Here is a 17694-nt window from a genome sequence, read left to right as displayed (position 1 = left end):
GCGCCAAAACTTTTTTTGTTATTTTGATTGTCCCTCATGCCAAATTGGCTTTTACCCGAAAATATCGCTGATATCTTGCCTTCAGAAGCACGCAAGATAGAAGAGTTGCGTCGCGTTTTGCTGGATCATTTCCGTCTGTATGGTTATGAACTGGTCATGCCGCCTCTGCTTGAATATATAGAATCATTATTGACTGGTGCGGGTCAGGACACGGATTTGCGTACCTTTAAACTGGTCGATCAAATCTCTGGCCGCACCATGGGCTTGCGTGCGGACATGACTACTCAGGTGGCGCGCATTGATGCACATTTATTGAATCGCCGTTCGGTTACCCGCCTTTGTTATGCTGGCAGCGTCTTGCACACCAAGCCTTCTGGCCTGCATGCGACACGCGAACCTTTGCAGATCGGTGCTGAAATCTATGGCCATGCAGGCCTGGAGGCTGATGCGGAAATTCAGGAGCTGGTCCTGGGTTGCCTGGCTTTGGCAAATGTGGATAACGTCAGGCTTGATTTGTGCCATGTAGGAGTACTGAAAGCCTTGTTAGAGGCCGATCCATTGGCAAAGGCACAAGAGGCCAGTCTATACGCCTTGTTGCAAGCAAAAGATTTGCCTAGTATTGATAAGTTGAGTGAGAATTTCTCTGCTGAAGTCAGGAATGCTTTACTGGCATTGCCCACTTTGTATGGTGATATAACGGTCATTGCCAAAGCGCGTACAGTTTTGCCTGCTTTCAAGGGTATCGCCGCTGCACTCGATGAACTTGAGCATTTGGTGCGTCTGACCGGTACTGCGCATGTGACAGTTGATCTGGCTGATTTGCGTGGTTACCACTATCACAGTGGCGTGATGTTTAATGTATTCGTACCTGGCCTGCCAAATGCTGTGGCCAGCGGCGGGCGCTATGATCATGTAGGTGAGGCGTTTGGGCGCTCACGACCCGCTACCGGTTTTTCACTGGATCTGCGCGAGTTGGCGCGCCTGTTGCCCCTGGCTGAAAGAAAAGATGCCATTCGTGCGCCTTGGGGCAATGATGCAGCTTTGCGTGAAAAAATTGCTTCTTTGCGTCACGAGGGTCAGACTGTTATACAAAGTCTGCCAGGACATGAGAACGAACAAGACGAATTTGATTGCAATAGGGCGCTCATATTCGATGGTGGCAAATGGATTCTTCAAAATGTAGGTTGAGTGATGACACAAACTAAAATTGCAAAAAACGTAGTCGTAATCGGCACCCAATGGGGCGATGAAGGCAAAGGGAAAATCGTTGATTGGCTGACCGATCACGCACAAGGCGTTGTCCGCTTTCAAGGTGGGCATAATGCCGGTCATACGCTGGTCATTGGCGGGCAAAAAACTGCGCTGCAATTAATTCCTTCGGGAATTATGCGCGCCGGTACAGCCTGCTACATTGGCAATGGCGTGGTGTTGTCCGTGCCTGACCTGTTGAGAGAAATTGACAAGCTGCAAGCCAATGGTGTTGAAGTGGCTTCCCGCCTGAAAATATCTGAAGCCTGTCCAGTCATTTTGCCTTATCACACTGCTCTGGATGCCGCACGCGAGATCGCTCGTGGCGCCGCAAAAATCGGTACGACAGGCAAAGGTATAGGCCCTGCCTATGAAGATAAAGTGGCACGTCGCGCAATTCGCGTAGCAGATTTGCTCAATGAAGAGCGTTTTGCTGAAAAGCTGCGTGATAATCTGGATTATCACAATTTTGTGCTGACCAATTACTTAAAAGCTCCTGCGGTAGAATTCCAGAAAACACTGGATGACACCATGGCCAATGTGCCACGCATCCGCCCTATGGTGGCGGACGTTTCCAGTGCCTTGTATGCAGCACACAAAGCGGGTGCCAGCCTGTTGTTCGAAGGCGCGCAAGGCAGTTTGCTGGATGTCGATCACGGCACATATCCATTTGTTACGTCTAGCAATTGCGTTGCTGGCAATGCTGCTGCAGGTTCCGGTGTTGGCCCCAACATGCTGCATTACATTCTGGGTATTACCAAGGCTTACACAACACGTGTAGGTTCTGGCCCATTTCCGTCTGAATTACCTACTGATGCTGGTGTCGGCAAACATCTTGCCAGTGTCGGTCATGAATTTGGTACGGTGACAGGTCGTGCCCGCCGCTGCGGCTGGTTTGATGCGGCTTTGCTCAAGCGTTCTGTGCAAATCAATGGTGTCTCAGGCATGTGTCTGACCAAGCTAGATGTGCTGGATGGCCTGGAAACTTTGAAGCTTTGCACCGGCTATAAAGTGGATGGTAAAGTTGTTGACATCTTCCCGGTTGGCGCGGAAGAAGCTGCACGTTGTGAGGCTATCTACGAAGAGATGCCAGGCTGGTCTGACAGCACCGTTGGTGCGCAAAGCATGGATGCTCTGCCAGTCAATGCCCGCAATTACATCATGCGCATACAGGAACTGGTTGGTGTTCCTGTCGATATGGTCTCTACCGGACCAGATCGCGAAGAAACCATCGTGTTAAGGCACCCGTTTATCTAAGAAGGAAAAATAAAAATATGAATATGCCTGCATCTACAGACAAGGACCTATGGGTCTCCTGGGAAGTCTATCATCGCTCCATCGAGCAGTTGGCACTGAAAGTGCACGAATCCGGCTGGAAATTTGACCAGGTGCTTTGCCTGGCGCGTGGCGGCTTGCGTCCAGGCGATATTTTTTCGCGCATTTTCGATGTGCCACTGGCGATTTTATCGACCAGTTCCTATCGTGAAGAGTCAGGTACCGTGCAGGGGGCACTGGATATAGGCAAGTACATTTCCATGACCAAAGGCGCACTGCAAGGTCGTGTACTGGTCGTGGACGATCTGGTGGATTCTGGCGTCACGCTGGAAAAGGTATTGGTACATCTGCGTGAAAATTTCCCGGCTGTCAGTGAAGTCAAGTCGGCCGTGATCTGGTTTAAAGCCTGTTCATCGGTGGCGCCGGATTATTATCTCGATCATTTGCCGAACAACCCCTGGATACATCAGCCGTTTGAAGAATATGACAGCATCAGGCCGCATCAATTGAATGCCTGGCTGAAAAAGGGCGCAGCGTAGTTGTCAGTCAAAAAACGGAAGCAAATAGCTTCCGTTTTTTTGATGTCGACACTATGCGATTAAGTGGTGCTTTATTGTGATGTGTGTCTCGTGTTCCATGGGCGAAAAAAATGGGACGCTTGTTTGTTCCCGCTGGACTTTGCTTGATTTGAACGGTGCGGATATGACGCAGCTTGCGCAAATGAGAAAAGCAAATGTGGAATTGAAAAAGCCCGCTGATTTTCATCAGCGGGCTCTCAAATTTGTGGTGCCCACGGAGGGACTCGAACCCCCACACCCGAAGGCACATGGACCTGAACCATGCGCGTCTACCAATTCCGCCACGTGGGCAACGTGAGGCATTATTATAGAGTATCTGACTGGTTTTGGGGGAATATTTTTAAATGAAGTTGAAGAGGACAGGGGTGTGCAGCAGTATCATTGCAACAAACACGTGATGGCATGGAAAGGAATGATTTCTTGCTTATACTTGCAAAAGTGAATCCGGAATTGAAAAAGCCCGCTGATTTTCATCAGCGGGCTCTCAAATTTGTGGTGCCCACGGAGGGACTCGAACCCCCACACCCGAAGGCACATGGACCTGAACCATGCGCGTCTACCAATTCCGCCACGTGGGCAACGGAGAGCAAGATTATAATTTAATCCAGGCGTTTGTCAAGATGAGCTGACTGGGTAATACAAGAATTGTTAGGCGAAAGAGGTTTGCTACAGTAAACTATGGCCTGATAAGATTTTGGCGTAAGCCAAATTAACTTTTTTAAGAAAAAACACAAAATTTGAACAAGCATTCATACCCCATCCCCAGTCGCGAAGAGATACTGGGTGTTCTACGTACTAACACGGCAAAAATGACAGCGACTGCGATTGCAGAGGTGCTGTCAGTGAAACCTGAGGAGTTAGATGGCATGACACGACGATTAAACGCGATGGAAAGAGATGGGCAAGTCAAAGTAGATAAAGGTGGAAATTATTCCATCGCCAATCAAGATAATTTCATCAGCGGCAAAGTCAGCAGTCATCGCGAAGGCTATGGTTTCCTGATTCCTGATGATGGCAGTGAAGACCTGTTCCTGCCTGAGCGCGAAATGCAAAAGGTCTTGCACGGTGACCGCGTCATGGCCCGTGTAGTCGGTACCGATAGGCGTGGCCGGCTGGAAGGCGGCATTCTTGAGATACTGGACAGAGCCAATACCCATGTTATTGGCCGCCTGCTCAATGAAAACGGCGTCTGGATAGTTGCGCCTGAAGACAAGCGCTTCAGCCAGGATATCTTGCTGACTGGTTCACCAGGCAAGGCCAAAGCAGGTCAGGTGGTCAGCGTCGAATTGACCGAGCAACCAACCCGTTATGCGCAACCGGTGGGCAAGATCGTTGAAGTGCTGGGTGATGTGGATGACCCCGGCATGGAAATTGAAATTGCCGTCAGAAAATTTGGCGTGCCGCATGAATTTTCAGAGGCGGTAAAAAAAGCCGCCTCCAAATTGCCATCAGAAGTACGCGATATTGACCTCGCCGATCGCGTGGATTTGCGTGATATCCCATTAGTGACCATTGATGGCGAAGACGCCCGTGATTTTGATGATGCAGTCTATTGCGAACCTATCAAGATTGGCCGCAGCAAAGGGCACAGGCTGATTGTCGCAATCGCTGACGTCAGCCATTACGTCAATCCCAATGACGTGCTGGATGAGGAAGCATTATTGCGTAGTACCTCGGTATACTTTCCACGTCGCGTCATACCGATGTTGCCAGAACGTCTGTCGAATGGCCTGTGCTCACTGAACCCCGATGTTGATCGCCTGACGCTGGTATGCGATATGGTTATCTCACAGGCTGGTGAAGTGACGGCCTATCAGTTCTATCCTGCGGTGATTCATTCAGCTGCGCGCTTTACCTATACTGAAGTCGCTGCCATCCTGGGCAACACCAAGGGGCCAGAAGCTGCCAAACGTATGACCCTGGTGCCGCACCTGCTGCATTTGTATGAAGTCTTCCAGTCGCTGTTAAAAGCGCGCCATGTACGAGGGGCGATCGATTTTGAAACGACAGAAACCTATATCGTTTGTAATCCTTCCGGCAAAATCGAAAAGATATTGCCGCGTACCCGTAACGATGCGCACAAACTGATTGAAGAATGCATGCTGGCGGCCAATGTCTGCGCAGCCAATTTGCTTGAAACTTATAAGCATCCCGGTACCTACCGTATCCATGCTGGCCCGACCAAGGAAAAATTGACCCAGGTCAGAAATTTCCTGAAGCAGGTAGGCTTATCACTTAGTGGTGGCGATAAACCTGCGGCGTCAGATTACGCCGAGCTGATGACCAAGATCAAAGGTCGCCCCGATGCGCCTTTATTGCAGACCATGTTGTTACGCTCCATGCAGCAGGCAGTCTACAGCCCTGACAACATCGGTCATTTTGGCCTGTCTTATGATGCGTACGCGCATTTCACCAGCCCTATACGTCGCTACCCTGATCTGCTGACACACAGGGCGATCAAGGCGATTTTGCAGGGAAAAAAGTACGAACCAAAGAATATCGATTTAAGCGTACTCAACACCACCGTTTCCAATGCGGCGCGCAAACAGCAAATTGCGGATAACGCAGCTGGTAAAAAGAAAGTTGAGAAAGAACAGACTATCTGGGATGCCCTAGGTGTGCATTGTTCAGCCAATGAACGCCGTGCCGATGAAGCATCACGCGATGTCGAAGCCTGGCTCAAGTGCTATTTCATCAGAAACAAAATTGGTGAAGAATTCACGGGCATGATCACTGGCGTGACCCAGTTTGGCATTTTCGTCCAGCTTGATGACATCTTTATCGAGGGTCTGGTGCATGTGACCGAGTTGGGCGCTGATTACTTCCAGTTCGATGATGCCCGTCATGAATTGCGCGGTGAGCGTACCGGCAAGCGTTATCAATTGACCGATAAAGTGACTGTGCAGGTCAGTCGCGTTGATCTGGACGCCAGAAAAATCGATTTGAGTATCGTCCAGCCCCTCTCAAGTCGTGCTGCGAGTGTGGCAGGGGACGTACGTGGTGCGGCTGTGAATGACAGAAATCGCAAAACATCATCCGCCAAGAAAACCGTTGTCGTAGCCGAAGAAAAAGTGGCGGGCAGCTTTCCCAAGGCATTCAAAGGCGGTACCGCAAAGAAAGTAGTTGAAGATAGTTTTTCTGGTGGACGTCGCCAGAAATCCGCTGCTGTCGGGGCCAAGAAAAAATCCCCGGTGACGGCAGGAAAATCAGTAAAGAAAAGACGTTAGAGCAGAATTAGTCAGAACAGAATTGAAAAGAATAAAATGAAAAGTAAAATGATTTTTGGTTTCCATGCGGTGACCTCCCGGATTCGTCATGAAGCTTCGTCTGTCGAAGAAATTTATGTCGACTCTTCCCGTGTAGACGGGCGCATGAAAGACCTGTTGCAGGCAGCAAAATCTGCTGGTGTGCGCATTATTCCGGCAGATGATCAACGTCTGAGCAATATTGTCGGCACACGCCGCCATCAGGGTGTTGTGGCAAAAGCCAGTGAATTGTCACTGGCCCGTAATCTGGATGAATTGCTGGATGCGATTGATGGACCGCCTTTGTTGCTGGTGCTGGACGGCATTACTGATCCGCACAACCTGGGTGCCTGTTTGCGGGTTGCCGACGGTGCAGGTGCGCATGCTGTCATCGCACCAAAAGACCGCGCCGTCGGTTTGAACGCCACTGCTGCCAAAGTAGCCAGTGGCGCTGCTGAAACTGTCCCTTACATCACTGTGACCAATCTGGCCCGTACTTTGCGTGAATTGAAAGAAAGAGACATCTGGCTGGTCGGCACTACAGATGACGTAGAGAAAAATATCTATGACGTGGATTTTAAAACTGGTTGCGCACTGGTCATGGGCTCAGAAGGTGAAGGCATGCGCCGCCTGACCAGGGAAACCTGTGACATATTAGTCAGCGTACCCATGTTTGGATCAGTAGAAAGCCTGAATGTATCCGTTGCATCAGGCATCTGCCTGTATGAGGCGCGCCGTCAACGCCTGTGACCTGACCATCCTTGTGTCCCGGTTTTCTGGCCCGGACAAAACGGCAAATTTTGAAATGCGCTACTATCTATCTCCGCCCAAACTCTTTTAAATTTCATGTTTAGCCGTCTGAGAGAAGATATCGCCAGTATTATCAAGAAAGACCCTGCCGCCAGGAATGCGTGGGAGGTAATCACTTGTTATCCTGGTTTTCAGGCGATTCTCATGCATGGCTGGGCGCAATGGTGCTGGTCGCGTGGTCTGAAATGGCTGGGTCGTTTTATCTCGCATATCGCCCGCGTATTGACAGGAATTGAAATTCATCCTGGTGCCACGATAGGCCGCCGTGTATTTATCGACCATGGCTTTGGTGTGGTGATAGGTGAAACTGCTGAAATCGGTGATGACTGCACGATTTACCAGGGCGTCACTTTGGGCGGCACGTCCTTGTCAAGAGGTGCCAAACGCCATCCCACACTGGAAGCCGGTGTCATTGTTGGTGCGGGTGCCAAGGTGCTTGGTGGGTTTACTGTTGGTGCCGGTGCCAAGATAGGCTCAAATTCTGTAGTGCTAAAACCTGTTCCTGCCGGTTCGACAGCTGTGGGCAATCCTGCGCATATCATCAAAAAAGAGATGGCCTCGGCAGATTCCGAAAGCGCGCATCTATTTACTGCGTATGGCGTTACCCAGAACAGCGATGACCCCATTTCTAAGGTACTCCACAAGTTGATCGATCATGCGGTTGCCCAGCAAGAGCAGATTGAAAAGCTTTCCGCTGCATTGTCCCATGCCGGCATTGCCTGCGACGCAGCAGGGGCAGAAAAGTTGATACCTGAACAGATTAACAGTCTGGTTGACTAAGCATCATCGTGACCAGAGAACCCTGCCTCACGCAGCTGAGCGACTTGTCAAGCTGTTCAGGTTCACTCTGATGTCTGGCAATAGTTCACTTGCAGTCAATCCCAAGGGGCCAATACCGCGCGCTACCAGGTCATCGGCAGCGCGACCATGTGCCCAGGTTGCCATTCTTGTCGCGGCATAGGCAGTCATTTTTTGCGCGAGCAGAGCACCGCATACACCTGCCAGCACATCACCTGTGCCACCGCTGGACAAGGCAGGGTTGCCAGTGGGGTTGATGCTCATCTCGCCATATGCATCGCAAATAATGCTGCCTGATCCTTTCAGTATCACCGTTGCCTTATATTTACTCGCTAGTTCATGTGCAGCCTGTACTCTGTCTGCCTGCACCTCGGCAACAGTTTGCCCCAGCAATCTGGCCGCTTCCAGTGGGTGTGGGCTTAAAATTGTAGCGCCAGTTCTTGATGCCAGCGCATTTTGCAGTGACTTATCGGCAGCGACCATGTTCAGTGCGTCGGCGTCAATCAGCAAGCTTGTTGCCTTATTCAACGCTTCCAGTAACAAAGTTTTTGCCAAAGATGAGTTACCTAAACCTGGCCCGATGACGACAGTACTACTGCCAAATTCCAGTTCTTGTGCCGGACGAAACATGATCTCCGGATGCAGGCTGTCATAGGCAGGTGCCTCGGCAAGCAGACCACAATAAATACGCCCCGCACCAGAAAACTGTGCTGCCCTCGCAGCCAGTATCGCCGCGCCAGTCATGCCAGACGCGCCGCCGATAATTATCACGTCGCCATAGCTGCCTTTGTGACTATTTTGTTTGCGTCGCTGCAAAATATTGAGTAAGGATGCACGGGTATTCAGGTGCGCATGGCAGGGTGGGAAGAAGGATTCAGGTATATCCAGTTTCGCAACGCTGACCCTGCCTGCATAGTCTCGCCCTGATCCTGTATGCAGGCCAGGTTTATTGGCAATGAAAGTAATGGTGTGGCTGGCTTGTAAAGTGATGCCATCAGTGTCATCTGCGCCAACAGGCTGGCCTGTATCTGCACTCAAGCCGCTCGGCACATCCAGCGCAAGCACGGGAACGCCTGTTTTGTCGCTTACTTGATTCAGGTAATTGATCAAAACGACGTTTGTGCGGTCCAGACGACGTTTCAGGCCTATGCCGTGCAAACCGTCTACAATCAGGCTCCAGGGTGTCAACGTGTCTGCCAGTACCTCTGCAGGGGTGCAGAAATGCACGCCTTGTTCTTGTGCCCGTTGCAGGCTGGCTTTTGCATCTGGCGAGTAATTGTCCGCATCGCCACACATGATCAACGTGGCTTGATAGCCGCGCCTGGATAGCAGAAACGCCACCTCAAAGGCATCGCCCCCGTTGTTGCCAGGCCCAGCCAGCAGCAAAACTGCGACACCGCTGGCACCACTGGCATGAATCAGTTGGCATGCCATGTCGGCGGCAGCCAGACCTGCTTGCTGCATCAGGGTAAATGCTCCCTGATTCGCCAAAGCCTTCGCTTCTATAGAGCGGATTTCATCTATCGTATAAAGCCTGTCCTCAGGATGAAAGTATGTTGGCATGGGAATATTATCTTTGCATTGGTGGCTGTGACGGTGGCGCTGTTGCGGGCAACCCCAATGATTGCATGGTTTCTATGCCTTGCTGGAACAGGTTTTCCAGCGGCAGCAGCAAATACGGCAGTATCAGCGCCAGCATCAGAAAGCCAACACCAATGGTGATGGGAAAACCGATACCGAACAGATTCAACTGCGGCGCGGCACGCGTCAAAATACCTAGTGCGACGTTGGTTACCAAGAGTGCCGCAACGATAGGCAGGGACAGGCGCATACCGACGCTAAAAATCTGTTCGCCCCAGATCACCATCTTCTGATAATTAAACCCGCTGTGGAAAGAGGTAGAGATAGGGATGGTCTGAAAGCTCTCTACCAGCGTCGCCAACATCGAAAGGTGTACATTCAAGGTGAGCAATATCAGAGTGGCTGTCAGCACCAGAAATTGTGCAATCGCTGAAGAACGTCCCTGAGTCTGTGGATCAAAAAAAGTCGCAAATCCCAGCCCCATTGTCAGACCCGCGACCTCGCCGGCCATTTCTATACTGGAAAACAGTACCCGCATAACAAAACCCATCCCCAAGCCGATGATCAATTGCTGCGCCAGAACAAGGATGCCGTTGAAGGAAACCGGGTCAAGATCAGAAATGACGGGCAGGGTAGGGGCAACGATGAGGGCCAGCATAACGCCCAGTGCAATTTTGATTTGCACCGGTACGGTATTGTTGCCAAATGGTGGCGCGACTGCAATCAGGCCCAGAATGCGGGTCAGTGGCCAGATAAAAGAATTGATGAGTGCAATCAGCTCATTACTGGAAATAGAAATCATTGCCTGGTTGGCTCTGGTGATCAGCCAGCCATGGTGGCGATACTGGAAAACATCTGCCGCATGTAATCAAGCAGTATGGAAAGCATCCACGGCCCGGCAATGATCAGGGTGACGAAAATCCCCACCAGCTTTGGAATAAATGAAAGTGTGGTTTCATTAATCTGTGTCGCAGCCTGAAAGATACTGACGATGAGACCTATGCCCAAAGCGACCAGTAACAGAGGTGCTGAAACCATCAAAGTGACTTCCATTGCCTGGCGGCCTAGTGTCATTACGCTATCGGGTGTCATGATGAGCCTTAATAAAAACTTTGAGCAAGTGAACCTATCAATAGCTGCCAGCCATCGACCAAAACAAACAGCATCAATTTAAACGGTAAAGAAACAATTGCAGGTGACACCATCATCATCCCCATAGACATCAAGACGCTGGCTACCACCATATCGATAATCAAAAAAGGAATAAAGATCGCGAAACTGATTTGAAAAGCGGTTTTTAATTCACTGGTAATGAAAGCGGGTATCAAGATGCGCAAAGACACATCTTCAGGTCCCTGCAATTGTGGCGAATTGGATAATTTGACATACAGCGCCAGATCAGACTGACGGGTTTGTTTCATCATGAACTGTTTTAGCGGAGCCGCCCCTTTATCCAGAGCCACAGACATGGAAATCTTATTTTCGTTAAACGGTTGATAGGCTTCGGCATAAATCTTGTCAAAAACCGGGCCCATGACGAACAGCGTCAGGAACAGCGATAAACCCACCATCACCTGGTTCGGAGGCGCAGATTGTGTACCCAAAGCCTGACGCAATAAAGACAGGACAATGATGATGCGGGTAAAACTGGTCATCATTAACAACGCTGCCGGTATGAAACTGAGCGCTGTCAGAAACAGCAACGTCTGGACACTTAAAGAGTAATTTTGCCCGCCACCAGCAGCAGGTGTGGCGGTAATTGCCTGTAAACCGCCATTGGTCTGGGAAAATGCCAGGTCAGGCAACAGTATGCCAGCGAAGAAAATGGCAAGCCATATCGTCGGCAATAATGCAGCAGGCAGGGGTAATCGCAAAGTTTTCATGCAGGTATGCTTACTTGGTTTCAGACCGGTCGGCAGTGCGTTTATCTACCGTACGCTTCAGCCATGCCGAGAAGGGATCCATTCCGGGTGGTTGGGCAGGGTGTGGCAGTAAATCTTCCTGCTTTGGCATGCTGCCCAGATTGTTGATGCTGTTGGCAGTCACACCCAGAATCAACCATTGATCAGCGATTTCTACCACCATCACGCGCTCACGATTTCCGACATTGATACCGCCGATGATTTTGACGGGGATTTTATTCCCTGTCGTCATTGGCCCCAAGCGCTTCATCAACCAGGCTGCGACGACCACCAGACCCAATACCAGCATCAGGCCGGTGATGATTTGCAATAAGCCTACACTGGGTGACGGCACACTATTTTCAGCTGCCAGAGCATTGCAGGATAATGCCAGCGCAATGACCGGGCCATAAAAATAGCGATTCCTCATTTGTTCAACTTGCGTATGCGTTCGGCTGGCGTGACGATATCGGTCAGGCGGATACCAAACTTGTCATTCACTACCACCACCTCGCCTTGTGCAATCAGGCAGCCATTGACCAGCACGTCCATAGGCTCACCGGCCAGGCCGTCGAGTTCCACCACAGAACCTTGCGCCAATTGCAGCAAGTTTTTAATCGCAATTTTTGTCCTGCCTAGTTCAACGGTCAGTTGTACCGGAATATCGAGAATGAAATCGATATCGTTATGGGTTTCGGTTGTAGCACCTTTACCGCTGAATTCCTTGAAAATGGCAGCGCTGGGTGGTGCTTCGGCTTTTTCAGCCGCTGCTGCTTCCGCTTTTTCCTGCTCGGCAATTGCCGCGCCCCAATCATCTTCACTGATTGGTGAATCGCCGTTGTCATCCATGATTTTCTCCTTGTGCTACTTCTTGTACGCTGGAACTGATGAGTTTCTCAACGCGTAAAGCATACTGCCCATTAAAAACGCCATATTTGCACTCCATCACCGGAGTGCCATCCACTTTGGCAGAAATGATGTCGGGGATCGACAGGGGAATAACATCCCCTTCTTTCATATTAAGTATATCGCCCAGCGTCACGCGCGTGGTACCCAGATCAGCGACGATTTCTACTTCAGCAATCTGTATCTGCTGCGTCATCAGACGTACCCAGCGCTTATCCACTTCCAGGGTTTCACCCTGCAAGCTACTGGTCAGGATGTCACGTATCGGTTCTATGGTTGAGTAGGGCATGCACATATGCATTTCGCCACTGACTGGTCCCAGTTCGATTGTAAATGTCGTTGAAACCACGACCTCATTGGGTGTCGCAATATTGGCAAACTGTGTGTTCATTTCCGAACGGATATACTCAAACTCAATCGGGTAGACAGGCTCCCAGGATTTTGAATAGGTTTCAAAAATGATTTCCAGTATGCGCTGGATAATACGTTGTTCCGTCTGCGTAAAATCACGGCCTTCCACACGGGTATGGAAGCGGCCATCACCACCGAACAGATTGTCGACCAGCAAAAATACCAGGCCAGGGTCTAGCACGATCAATGAAGTCCCGCGTAAAGGCTTCATGTGGACCAGATTCAGGTTGGTCGGCACCACCAGGTTACGGATGAATTCACTGTATTTGGACACCCTGACTGTACCGACAGACACCTCTGCACTGCGGCGCAGAAAATTGAACAGGCCTATCCTCAACAAGCGGGCAAAACGTTCATTGATAATTTCCAGTGTTGGCATACGACCACGGACAATACGCTCCTGCGTAGCAAGATTGTATGGCCTGACACCGGAAGTATCTTCCAGCGACTGTGAGTCATCCTGATCTCCCGTGACGCCCTTCAAAAGGGCATCGACTTCTTCCTGGGAGAGAAAATTATCTGACATGGCTTTATTGAACTACGAAAGAAGTGAAAAAGACGCCACTGACCTTTTGTGGTTCGCCTTTGGCAACGAATGGCTGCGCAACCTTTTCTATGATTTCAGTGACTAGTTTTTCCTTGCCTTCAGCCGACAATATTTCCGCAGCATCCTTGCTTGACAAGAGCAAAAGCAGGCGACTGCGTACTTGTGGCATATTGGCCTTGATGGAATTGACCTGTTCTTCATCCTGTACCTGCAAGGTCATGCTGATCTGAAGATACTTGTCGCCATTATCCGATTGCAAATTGACGGTAAACGGTTCCAGTGCCAGGAAGACCGGTGCTTTGGCAGGTTCTGCCTTGTGTTCTTTTTCTTTCGTTGCAGAACCTTTTTTCGACAGGAAAATGGCTGCGGCGCCGCCTACAGCGACCAATAAGAATACGGCTGCTGCAATGATGATGAGAAGTTTCTTTTTTGATTTGCCCGCTGGTGGGGCATCGCCTGTTTCCGGCGCTTTGGCTGGTGCTTTTGCCATTTTTTTCCTCTCGATTGGCATTAACTGCCATGATTTTTAAGTATTATCGTTGATAAGAGGCAGTTAATATCCAAGAATAAGAGGGCGTATTTCAGCTTATCTCTGTCATTTGTGACGCAAAATTTATTGCATGCCCTTGATGCCTGTTTCGAGGATCTCGCCTTTGGCAATCATTCTACATGCATGTAGCTGGTTTTTCCCAGAAGGCCGACCGAAGCGGATGGTCACCAGACAAAATTTGTTGGATTTTGAATTGATGGGCTCAATGGATAGGCGATATTATTTTGTCAGGCAAGCAAATCATCAGCCATCCTTGTCCTGATGGTTGATGCGTCTATAAAATTGACGCTGTAAGTCGTCTCGCAGAAATTGAATCAGGCAAAGGTGTCGACCAGGCCATTTTTGAGTTGTACTTTGGCCGTAGCTGGGCCAGTTGAATTGATCGTAGTGTCTGCCACTTCAGTTGCTTGCCTGGACGTACCGAAGGTTCTGGCCTGTTGCTGTTCAAATCCCTGATTCTGGTTTTGACCAGCCGCCTGGGAATTAACTGAAAAACCAGTTAACTGCACACCTGCATCACTGAGCATTTGTTTCAGACGTGGCAGTGCTGCTTCCAGTGCTTCCCTGACTTCAGGTTGTGCCGCAGTAAAACTGGCACTGGCTTGCTCATTGCTCAATTTCAGTACGACTTGCAAGGGTCCCAGATCGGGTGGGTTCAATGTCAGTTCGGCAGATTGCATTGCTTCTCCGACCATCCAGACGACTTTTTGTCCAACGGCCTTATCCCAGCCAGTGCTGCCTACCCTTGGGCCGATATGGTCTGCGGCGAAAGTATTAGCAGCGCTGACCTGCAAGCCGGTGATTGCGGCCTGAGCGGGTGGTGGGGCGACTGCAATCGGAATGTCTTTGCCAGTTGCAGTCAATTTTGTTTCGGATATTTTGTCTGCGAGAAGATCGCGGGCCTGCGCAATATCATTCGCAAAAGTTTTTGAATTATCCGTCACGCCTGTTTCAGGGCTGGAATTCACGGTTTTTTCTGTCACCTTGCTGATCAGTTCTGCATCTCCGGGTTTCGTATCAGCAGTCTTTGTGTCGGTCAGGGCTTCGGTCGTGTTTTTGCCTGTAGATGTTGCCAGCTCTTTCGGTGCAGCGGCAAGCGTCGCCAATGGCGTGCCATTGGTATCAGGAATAGCCAAACCAGTTTCTGCAGCAGGTTTTGACGCTTTAATGGAATTAGTGACGGTTTTTACTGTCACTGTGCCGCCTGATTTTGGATCTGCCTTGCCAGCAATTAATTGGGCGGCGATTGCATTCAAGTCTGGCCTGACAGCATTGCTGTCAAGCGCTGACTGGCTGGCAGCATCTGTTGCCAGGGTACCAGGCTTGTTGCTTGCTGCATTGAGGGCGTCTGCAATTTGGGTGTCAGCAAATTTTGCCAGGGAATCAATGGCCGCATCGCTGGCATTCTTGCCTGCGTCCAGTGCTGTGGCGGCCAGCCCGCTGAGCACCTTAGTGCCTGAACGTGCATCTGAGGCTGTGACTTTACTTGTATCGGTGCTGACTGGTACAGGCGCAAGATTACCTACCAGTGCAAGAATTTGCGCGCTGATATCCTGTTCCTTGCTGGTGTCCTTGTCTTCATCCTGTGTTGCGGGCTTGCTATCGTCGACATCGCTTGTCTGGGTATTGTTGGCAGTATTGCCAGGGCCACTGTCTGTCGTTTGTTTTGGCGCAGGATTATTATTGTTTGAATTGTTGACGTTATTGTTCGAATTGTTGTTATTTGTATTGGTGTTATTGGTATTGGCGTTGTTGGTTTTGGGCGCAGGCGCTGATTTGCTGACATTGTTGTTAAAACTGCTGTCGCTCTTGATGCCGCTGGATATTTCTTTGCTCAGCAACTGGTTGAAACTGTTTTCGCTACTGACAGAGGCTGCACTTTTAGATGGTTTCTGGCCATTGTTCTGTTTGTCAACGGAACTCAGTATGTTAGTAGCTTGCATTTGGATTACCTATATTCAATTCAACTGAAGTCGATTCAGCTAGCGTTTGTAGAACAGGGCGCGTGCTGCCATTTCATCGGTTTGTTTCTGATCTCGTTTGGCTTCTTTTTTCTGAACAATGTTCTGAGCCCGGGTTTGCAGCGTATCGTAAGAGAGGCGTTTCTTTTCAGTGGATTGCCATGCTGTTTTTGCCATGACAATACGGTGTTCGGCATCTTTGACAACCTGCTTTTGCCCGTCTATTGCAGAATCCAGTTTTTCTAAAAAAGACAGGAAATTCGTATATTGCGAAATGCTGAGACCCTTGCTCGCACCATCTTGCAATCGTTGCGCATAGTCATCCCGATATTGCTGCAACAAACTGAGTTTTTTCTCAGTGTCCTCATGCGCACGGATTGCCTTGCCCAAAAGTTTGGCGGCATCGTCAACTTCTCTTTCAGCAATTTCAATCAGCGTCGTAATGGGCGATTTTTGCGTCATCTTGTTTCAAGTATAGGTAATGTTCAGGCTTTCCATCCGTTGAATAGAGCACGAAGTTGGCCCATGCTTTCGGGAATGCCACATTTTTCACTGATATCTTGTTGCAAAAAGGCAACTATCCTTGGGTATAAGCGTATGGCTTCATCCAGCAAAGGGTCTGAACCGGGTGAATAGGCGCCAACACTGATCAAATCCCGGCTACGTTCATACCTGGAATAAAGCTGTTTCAATTTTCTGGCCAGTTGCTGGTGCTCCGGCGTGGTTATACCGTGCATCGCCCGGCTGATGGATTGTTCGATATCAATGGCGGGATAATGACCGCTTTCTGCCAAAGTACGGTTAAGCACGATATGACCATCCAGAATCGCACGTGCAGCATCGGCGATAGGGTCTTGCTGGTCATCACCTTCAGTCAACACGGTATAAAAAGCGGTGATTGAACCACCGCCGCTTTTGCCATTGCCGGCCCGTTCTACCAAAATAGGCAGTTTGGCAAAAACGGATGGCGGGTAACCTTTGGTTGCTGGCGGCTCGCCTATGGCCAGGGCGATTTCCCTTTGCGCCATGGCGTAGCGAGTCAGTGAATCCATGATCAGCAAAACGCTGCGCCCCTGGTCCCGGAAATATTCTGCAATGGTGGTGGCATAGGCCGCGCCCTGCAAGCGCATCAGGGGAGGGGCATCAGCCGGGGCGGCAACGACGACTGAGCGCGCCAGGCCTTCGGCACCCAGGATCTGCTCTATGAATTCCTTGACTTCACGGCCACGCTCGCCAATCAGTCCTACGACGATGACATCGGCTGCGGTATAGCGCGCCATCATGCCAAGCAAGACACTCTTGCCTACGCCTGAACCCGCAAAAAGCCCGAGGCGCTGACCACGCCCCACGCTGAGCATACTGTTGATTGCCCTGACGCCAACGTCAAGCGTATCAACAATTGGGGCGCGTTCAAGCGGATTATATATTCTTGCTCCCAGCGGGGCTGATTCATGGGTATTCAGCGGGCCTAAAGTATCAAGCGGGCGACCGTTGCCATCGAGTACCCTGCCCAGTAATTCATAACCTACAGGCAGATGCCTGCTTCTGTCACTGGGGCGGCGGCGCGGATGTTGCGCTATTTCATGGATCTCTGGCTCTGCTGGAAACACTGGCGCACCAGGCGTTACGCCGTCAAGATCACTATGCGGCATCAGAAACAGGCGTTCACCATCAAAGCCGACGACTTCTGCATCTATTTTGGCACCACTTTGCAAATGGATGGAGCAGGCGCTGCCGACGGGTAAGCGCAGGCCCACAGCTTCCATGACCAGGCCTGTCACCCGGGTTACTCTGCCAGAAAGCAGGGTTGTTTTGACATGGGAGATCTGCTCGCGAGTGGCAAGCAGTTTTGATTTCCAGTCCAGGGTGAAGGTGTCTTGCAT

General features: G+C 50.3%; 17 protein-coding genes and 2 tRNA genes. 6 read left to right on the top strand and 13 right to left on the bottom strand.

Features of this window, described 5'->3' with window-relative positions; all coding sequences use genetic code 11:
- Nucleotides 1-36: 36 nt before the first annotated feature.
- Genes ACO0LH_RS25745 through ACO0LH_RS25735 form a run of 3 tightly spaced genes read left to right on the top strand, consistent with a single transcriptional unit; the run spans nucleotide 37 to nucleotide 3062 of the window.
- On the top strand, nucleotides 37-1188 hold the full coding sequence (locus ACO0LH_RS25745) for an ATP phosphoribosyltransferase regulatory subunit (RefSeq protein WP_422944004.1): 1152 nt from the start codon (nucleotides 37-39) through the stop codon (nucleotides 1186-1188).
- A gap of 3 nt (nucleotides 1189-1191) precedes the next feature.
- On the top strand, nucleotides 1192-2505 hold the full coding sequence (locus ACO0LH_RS25740) for an adenylosuccinate synthase (protein ID WP_422944003.1): 1314 nt from the start codon (nucleotides 1192-1194) through the stop codon (nucleotides 2503-2505).
- A 23-nt stretch (nucleotides 2506-2528) separates the two neighbouring features.
- On the top strand, nucleotides 2529-3062 hold the full coding sequence (locus ACO0LH_RS25735) for a phosphoribosyltransferase (protein ID WP_422944088.1): 534 nt from the start codon (nucleotides 2529-2531) through the stop codon (nucleotides 3060-3062).
- Nucleotides 3063-3307: 245 nt separating this feature from the next.
- On the opposite strand, the gene ACO0LH_RS25730 is transcribed toward ACO0LH_RS25735, so the two are convergent.
- A tRNA-Leu gene (locus ACO0LH_RS25730) sits at nucleotides 3308-3392 on the bottom strand.
- Between the two features lie 202 nt (nucleotides 3393-3594).
- Nucleotides 3595-3679, bottom strand: a tRNA-Leu gene (locus ACO0LH_RS25725).
- Between the two features lie 159 nt (nucleotides 3680-3838).
- Here ACO0LH_RS25725 and rnr point away from each other — a divergent pair.
- The 3 genes from rnr to cysE all read left to right on the top strand — a co-directional run bounded on the left by rnr (nucleotide 3839) and on the right by cysE (nucleotide 7936).
- Nucleotides 3839-6328 (top strand): ribonuclease R, encoded by a 2490-nt coding sequence (gene rnr, locus ACO0LH_RS25720; protein WP_422944002.1) that lies wholly within the window; start codon nucleotides 3839-3841, stop codon nucleotides 6326-6328.
- Between the two features lie 36 nt (nucleotides 6329-6364).
- Nucleotides 6365-7096, top strand: coding sequence for a 23S rRNA (guanosine(2251)-2'-O)-methyltransferase RlmB (gene rlmB / locus ACO0LH_RS25715; protein WP_422944001.1), 732 nt, complete (start codon nucleotides 6365-6367; stop codon nucleotides 7094-7096).
- 96 nt (nucleotides 7097-7192) lie between these two features.
- The gene (cysE, locus tag ACO0LH_RS25710; RefSeq protein ID WP_422944000.1) at nucleotides 7193-7936 is read left to right on the top strand and encodes a serine O-acetyltransferase; all 744 of its coding nucleotides are present in this window, start codon (nucleotides 7193-7195) and stop codon (nucleotides 7934-7936) included.
- Nucleotides 7937-7963: 27 nt separating this feature from the next.
- Here cysE and ACO0LH_RS25705 read toward each other — a convergent pair whose 3' ends face one another.
- The 11 genes from ACO0LH_RS25705 to fliI all read right to left on the bottom strand — a co-directional run bounded on the left by ACO0LH_RS25705 (nucleotide 7964) and on the right by fliI (nucleotide 17694).
- Complete coding sequence (locus ACO0LH_RS25705) at nucleotides 7964-9517, bottom strand: NAD(P)H-hydrate dehydratase (protein ID WP_422943999.1); 1554 nt, start codon at nucleotides 9515-9517, stop codon at nucleotides 7964-7966.
- 7 nt (nucleotides 9518-9524) lie between these two features.
- Nucleotides 9525-10337: a flagellar biosynthetic protein FliR gene (gene fliR, locus ACO0LH_RS25700; protein ID WP_422943998.1), complete on the bottom strand. Its 813-nt coding sequence runs from the start codon at nucleotides 10335-10337 to the stop codon at nucleotides 9525-9527.
- 20 nt (nucleotides 10338-10357) lie between these two features.
- On the bottom strand, nucleotides 10358-10627 hold the full coding sequence (fliQ, locus tag ACO0LH_RS25695) for a flagellar biosynthesis protein FliQ (RefSeq protein WP_422943997.1): 270 nt from the start codon (nucleotides 10625-10627) through the stop codon (nucleotides 10358-10360).
- An 8-nt stretch (nucleotides 10628-10635) separates the two neighbouring features.
- Entirely contained in the window at nucleotides 10636-11418 is a 783-nt protein-coding gene (gene fliP / locus ACO0LH_RS25690; RefSeq protein WP_422943996.1) for a flagellar type III secretion system pore protein FliP, read from the bottom strand.
- 10 nt (nucleotides 11419-11428) lie between these two features.
- Nucleotides 11429-11866 carry a flagellar biosynthetic protein FliO gene (fliO, locus tag ACO0LH_RS25685; protein ID WP_422943995.1) on the bottom strand — a complete coding sequence of 146 codons (438 nt, stop codon included), beginning with the start codon at nucleotides 11864-11866 and terminating at the stop codon, nucleotides 11429-11431.
- Nucleotides 11863-12285: a flagellar motor switch protein FliN gene (gene fliN / locus ACO0LH_RS25680; protein ID WP_422943994.1), complete on the bottom strand. Its 423-nt coding sequence runs from the start codon at nucleotides 12283-12285 to the stop codon at nucleotides 11863-11865. The genes fliO and fliN overlap by 4 nt, the downstream gene beginning before the upstream one ends.
- Complete coding sequence (gene fliM, locus ACO0LH_RS25675; RefSeq protein ID WP_422943993.1) at nucleotides 12278-13279, bottom strand: flagellar motor switch protein FliM; 1002 nt, start codon at nucleotides 13277-13279, stop codon at nucleotides 12278-12280. The genes fliN and fliM overlap by 8 nt, the downstream gene beginning before the upstream one ends.
- Nucleotides 13280-13283: 4 nt before the next feature.
- The gene (gene fliL / locus ACO0LH_RS25670) at nucleotides 13284-13790 is read right to left on the bottom strand and encodes a flagellar basal body-associated protein FliL (RefSeq protein WP_422943992.1); all 507 of its coding nucleotides are present in this window, start codon (nucleotides 13788-13790) and stop codon (nucleotides 13284-13286) included.
- A gap of 374 nt (nucleotides 13791-14164) precedes the next feature.
- Complete coding sequence (locus ACO0LH_RS25665) at nucleotides 14165-15793, bottom strand: flagellar hook-length control protein FliK (RefSeq protein ID WP_422943991.1); 1629 nt, start codon at nucleotides 15791-15793, stop codon at nucleotides 14165-14167.
- 39 nt (nucleotides 15794-15832) lie between these two features.
- Nucleotides 15833-16273 carry a flagellar export protein FliJ gene (gene fliJ, locus ACO0LH_RS25660; RefSeq protein ID WP_422943990.1) on the bottom strand — a complete coding sequence of 147 codons (441 nt, stop codon included), beginning with the start codon at nucleotides 16271-16273 and terminating at the stop codon, nucleotides 15833-15835.
- A gap of 23 nt (nucleotides 16274-16296) precedes the next feature.
- Nucleotides 16297-17694 carry a flagellar protein export ATPase FliI gene (fliI, locus tag ACO0LH_RS25655; RefSeq protein ID WP_422943989.1) on the bottom strand — a complete coding sequence of 466 codons (1398 nt, stop codon included), beginning with the start codon at nucleotides 17692-17694 and terminating at the stop codon, nucleotides 16297-16299.

The organism is Undibacterium sp. TJN19, from assembly GCF_049339485.1.
Classification (GTDB): Bacteria; Pseudomonadota; Gammaproteobacteria; order Burkholderiales; family Burkholderiaceae_D; genus Undibacterium.
The sequence above is the reverse complement of the archived record's forward strand: the minus strand, read 5'-3'. Positions and strand labels throughout refer to the sequence as shown.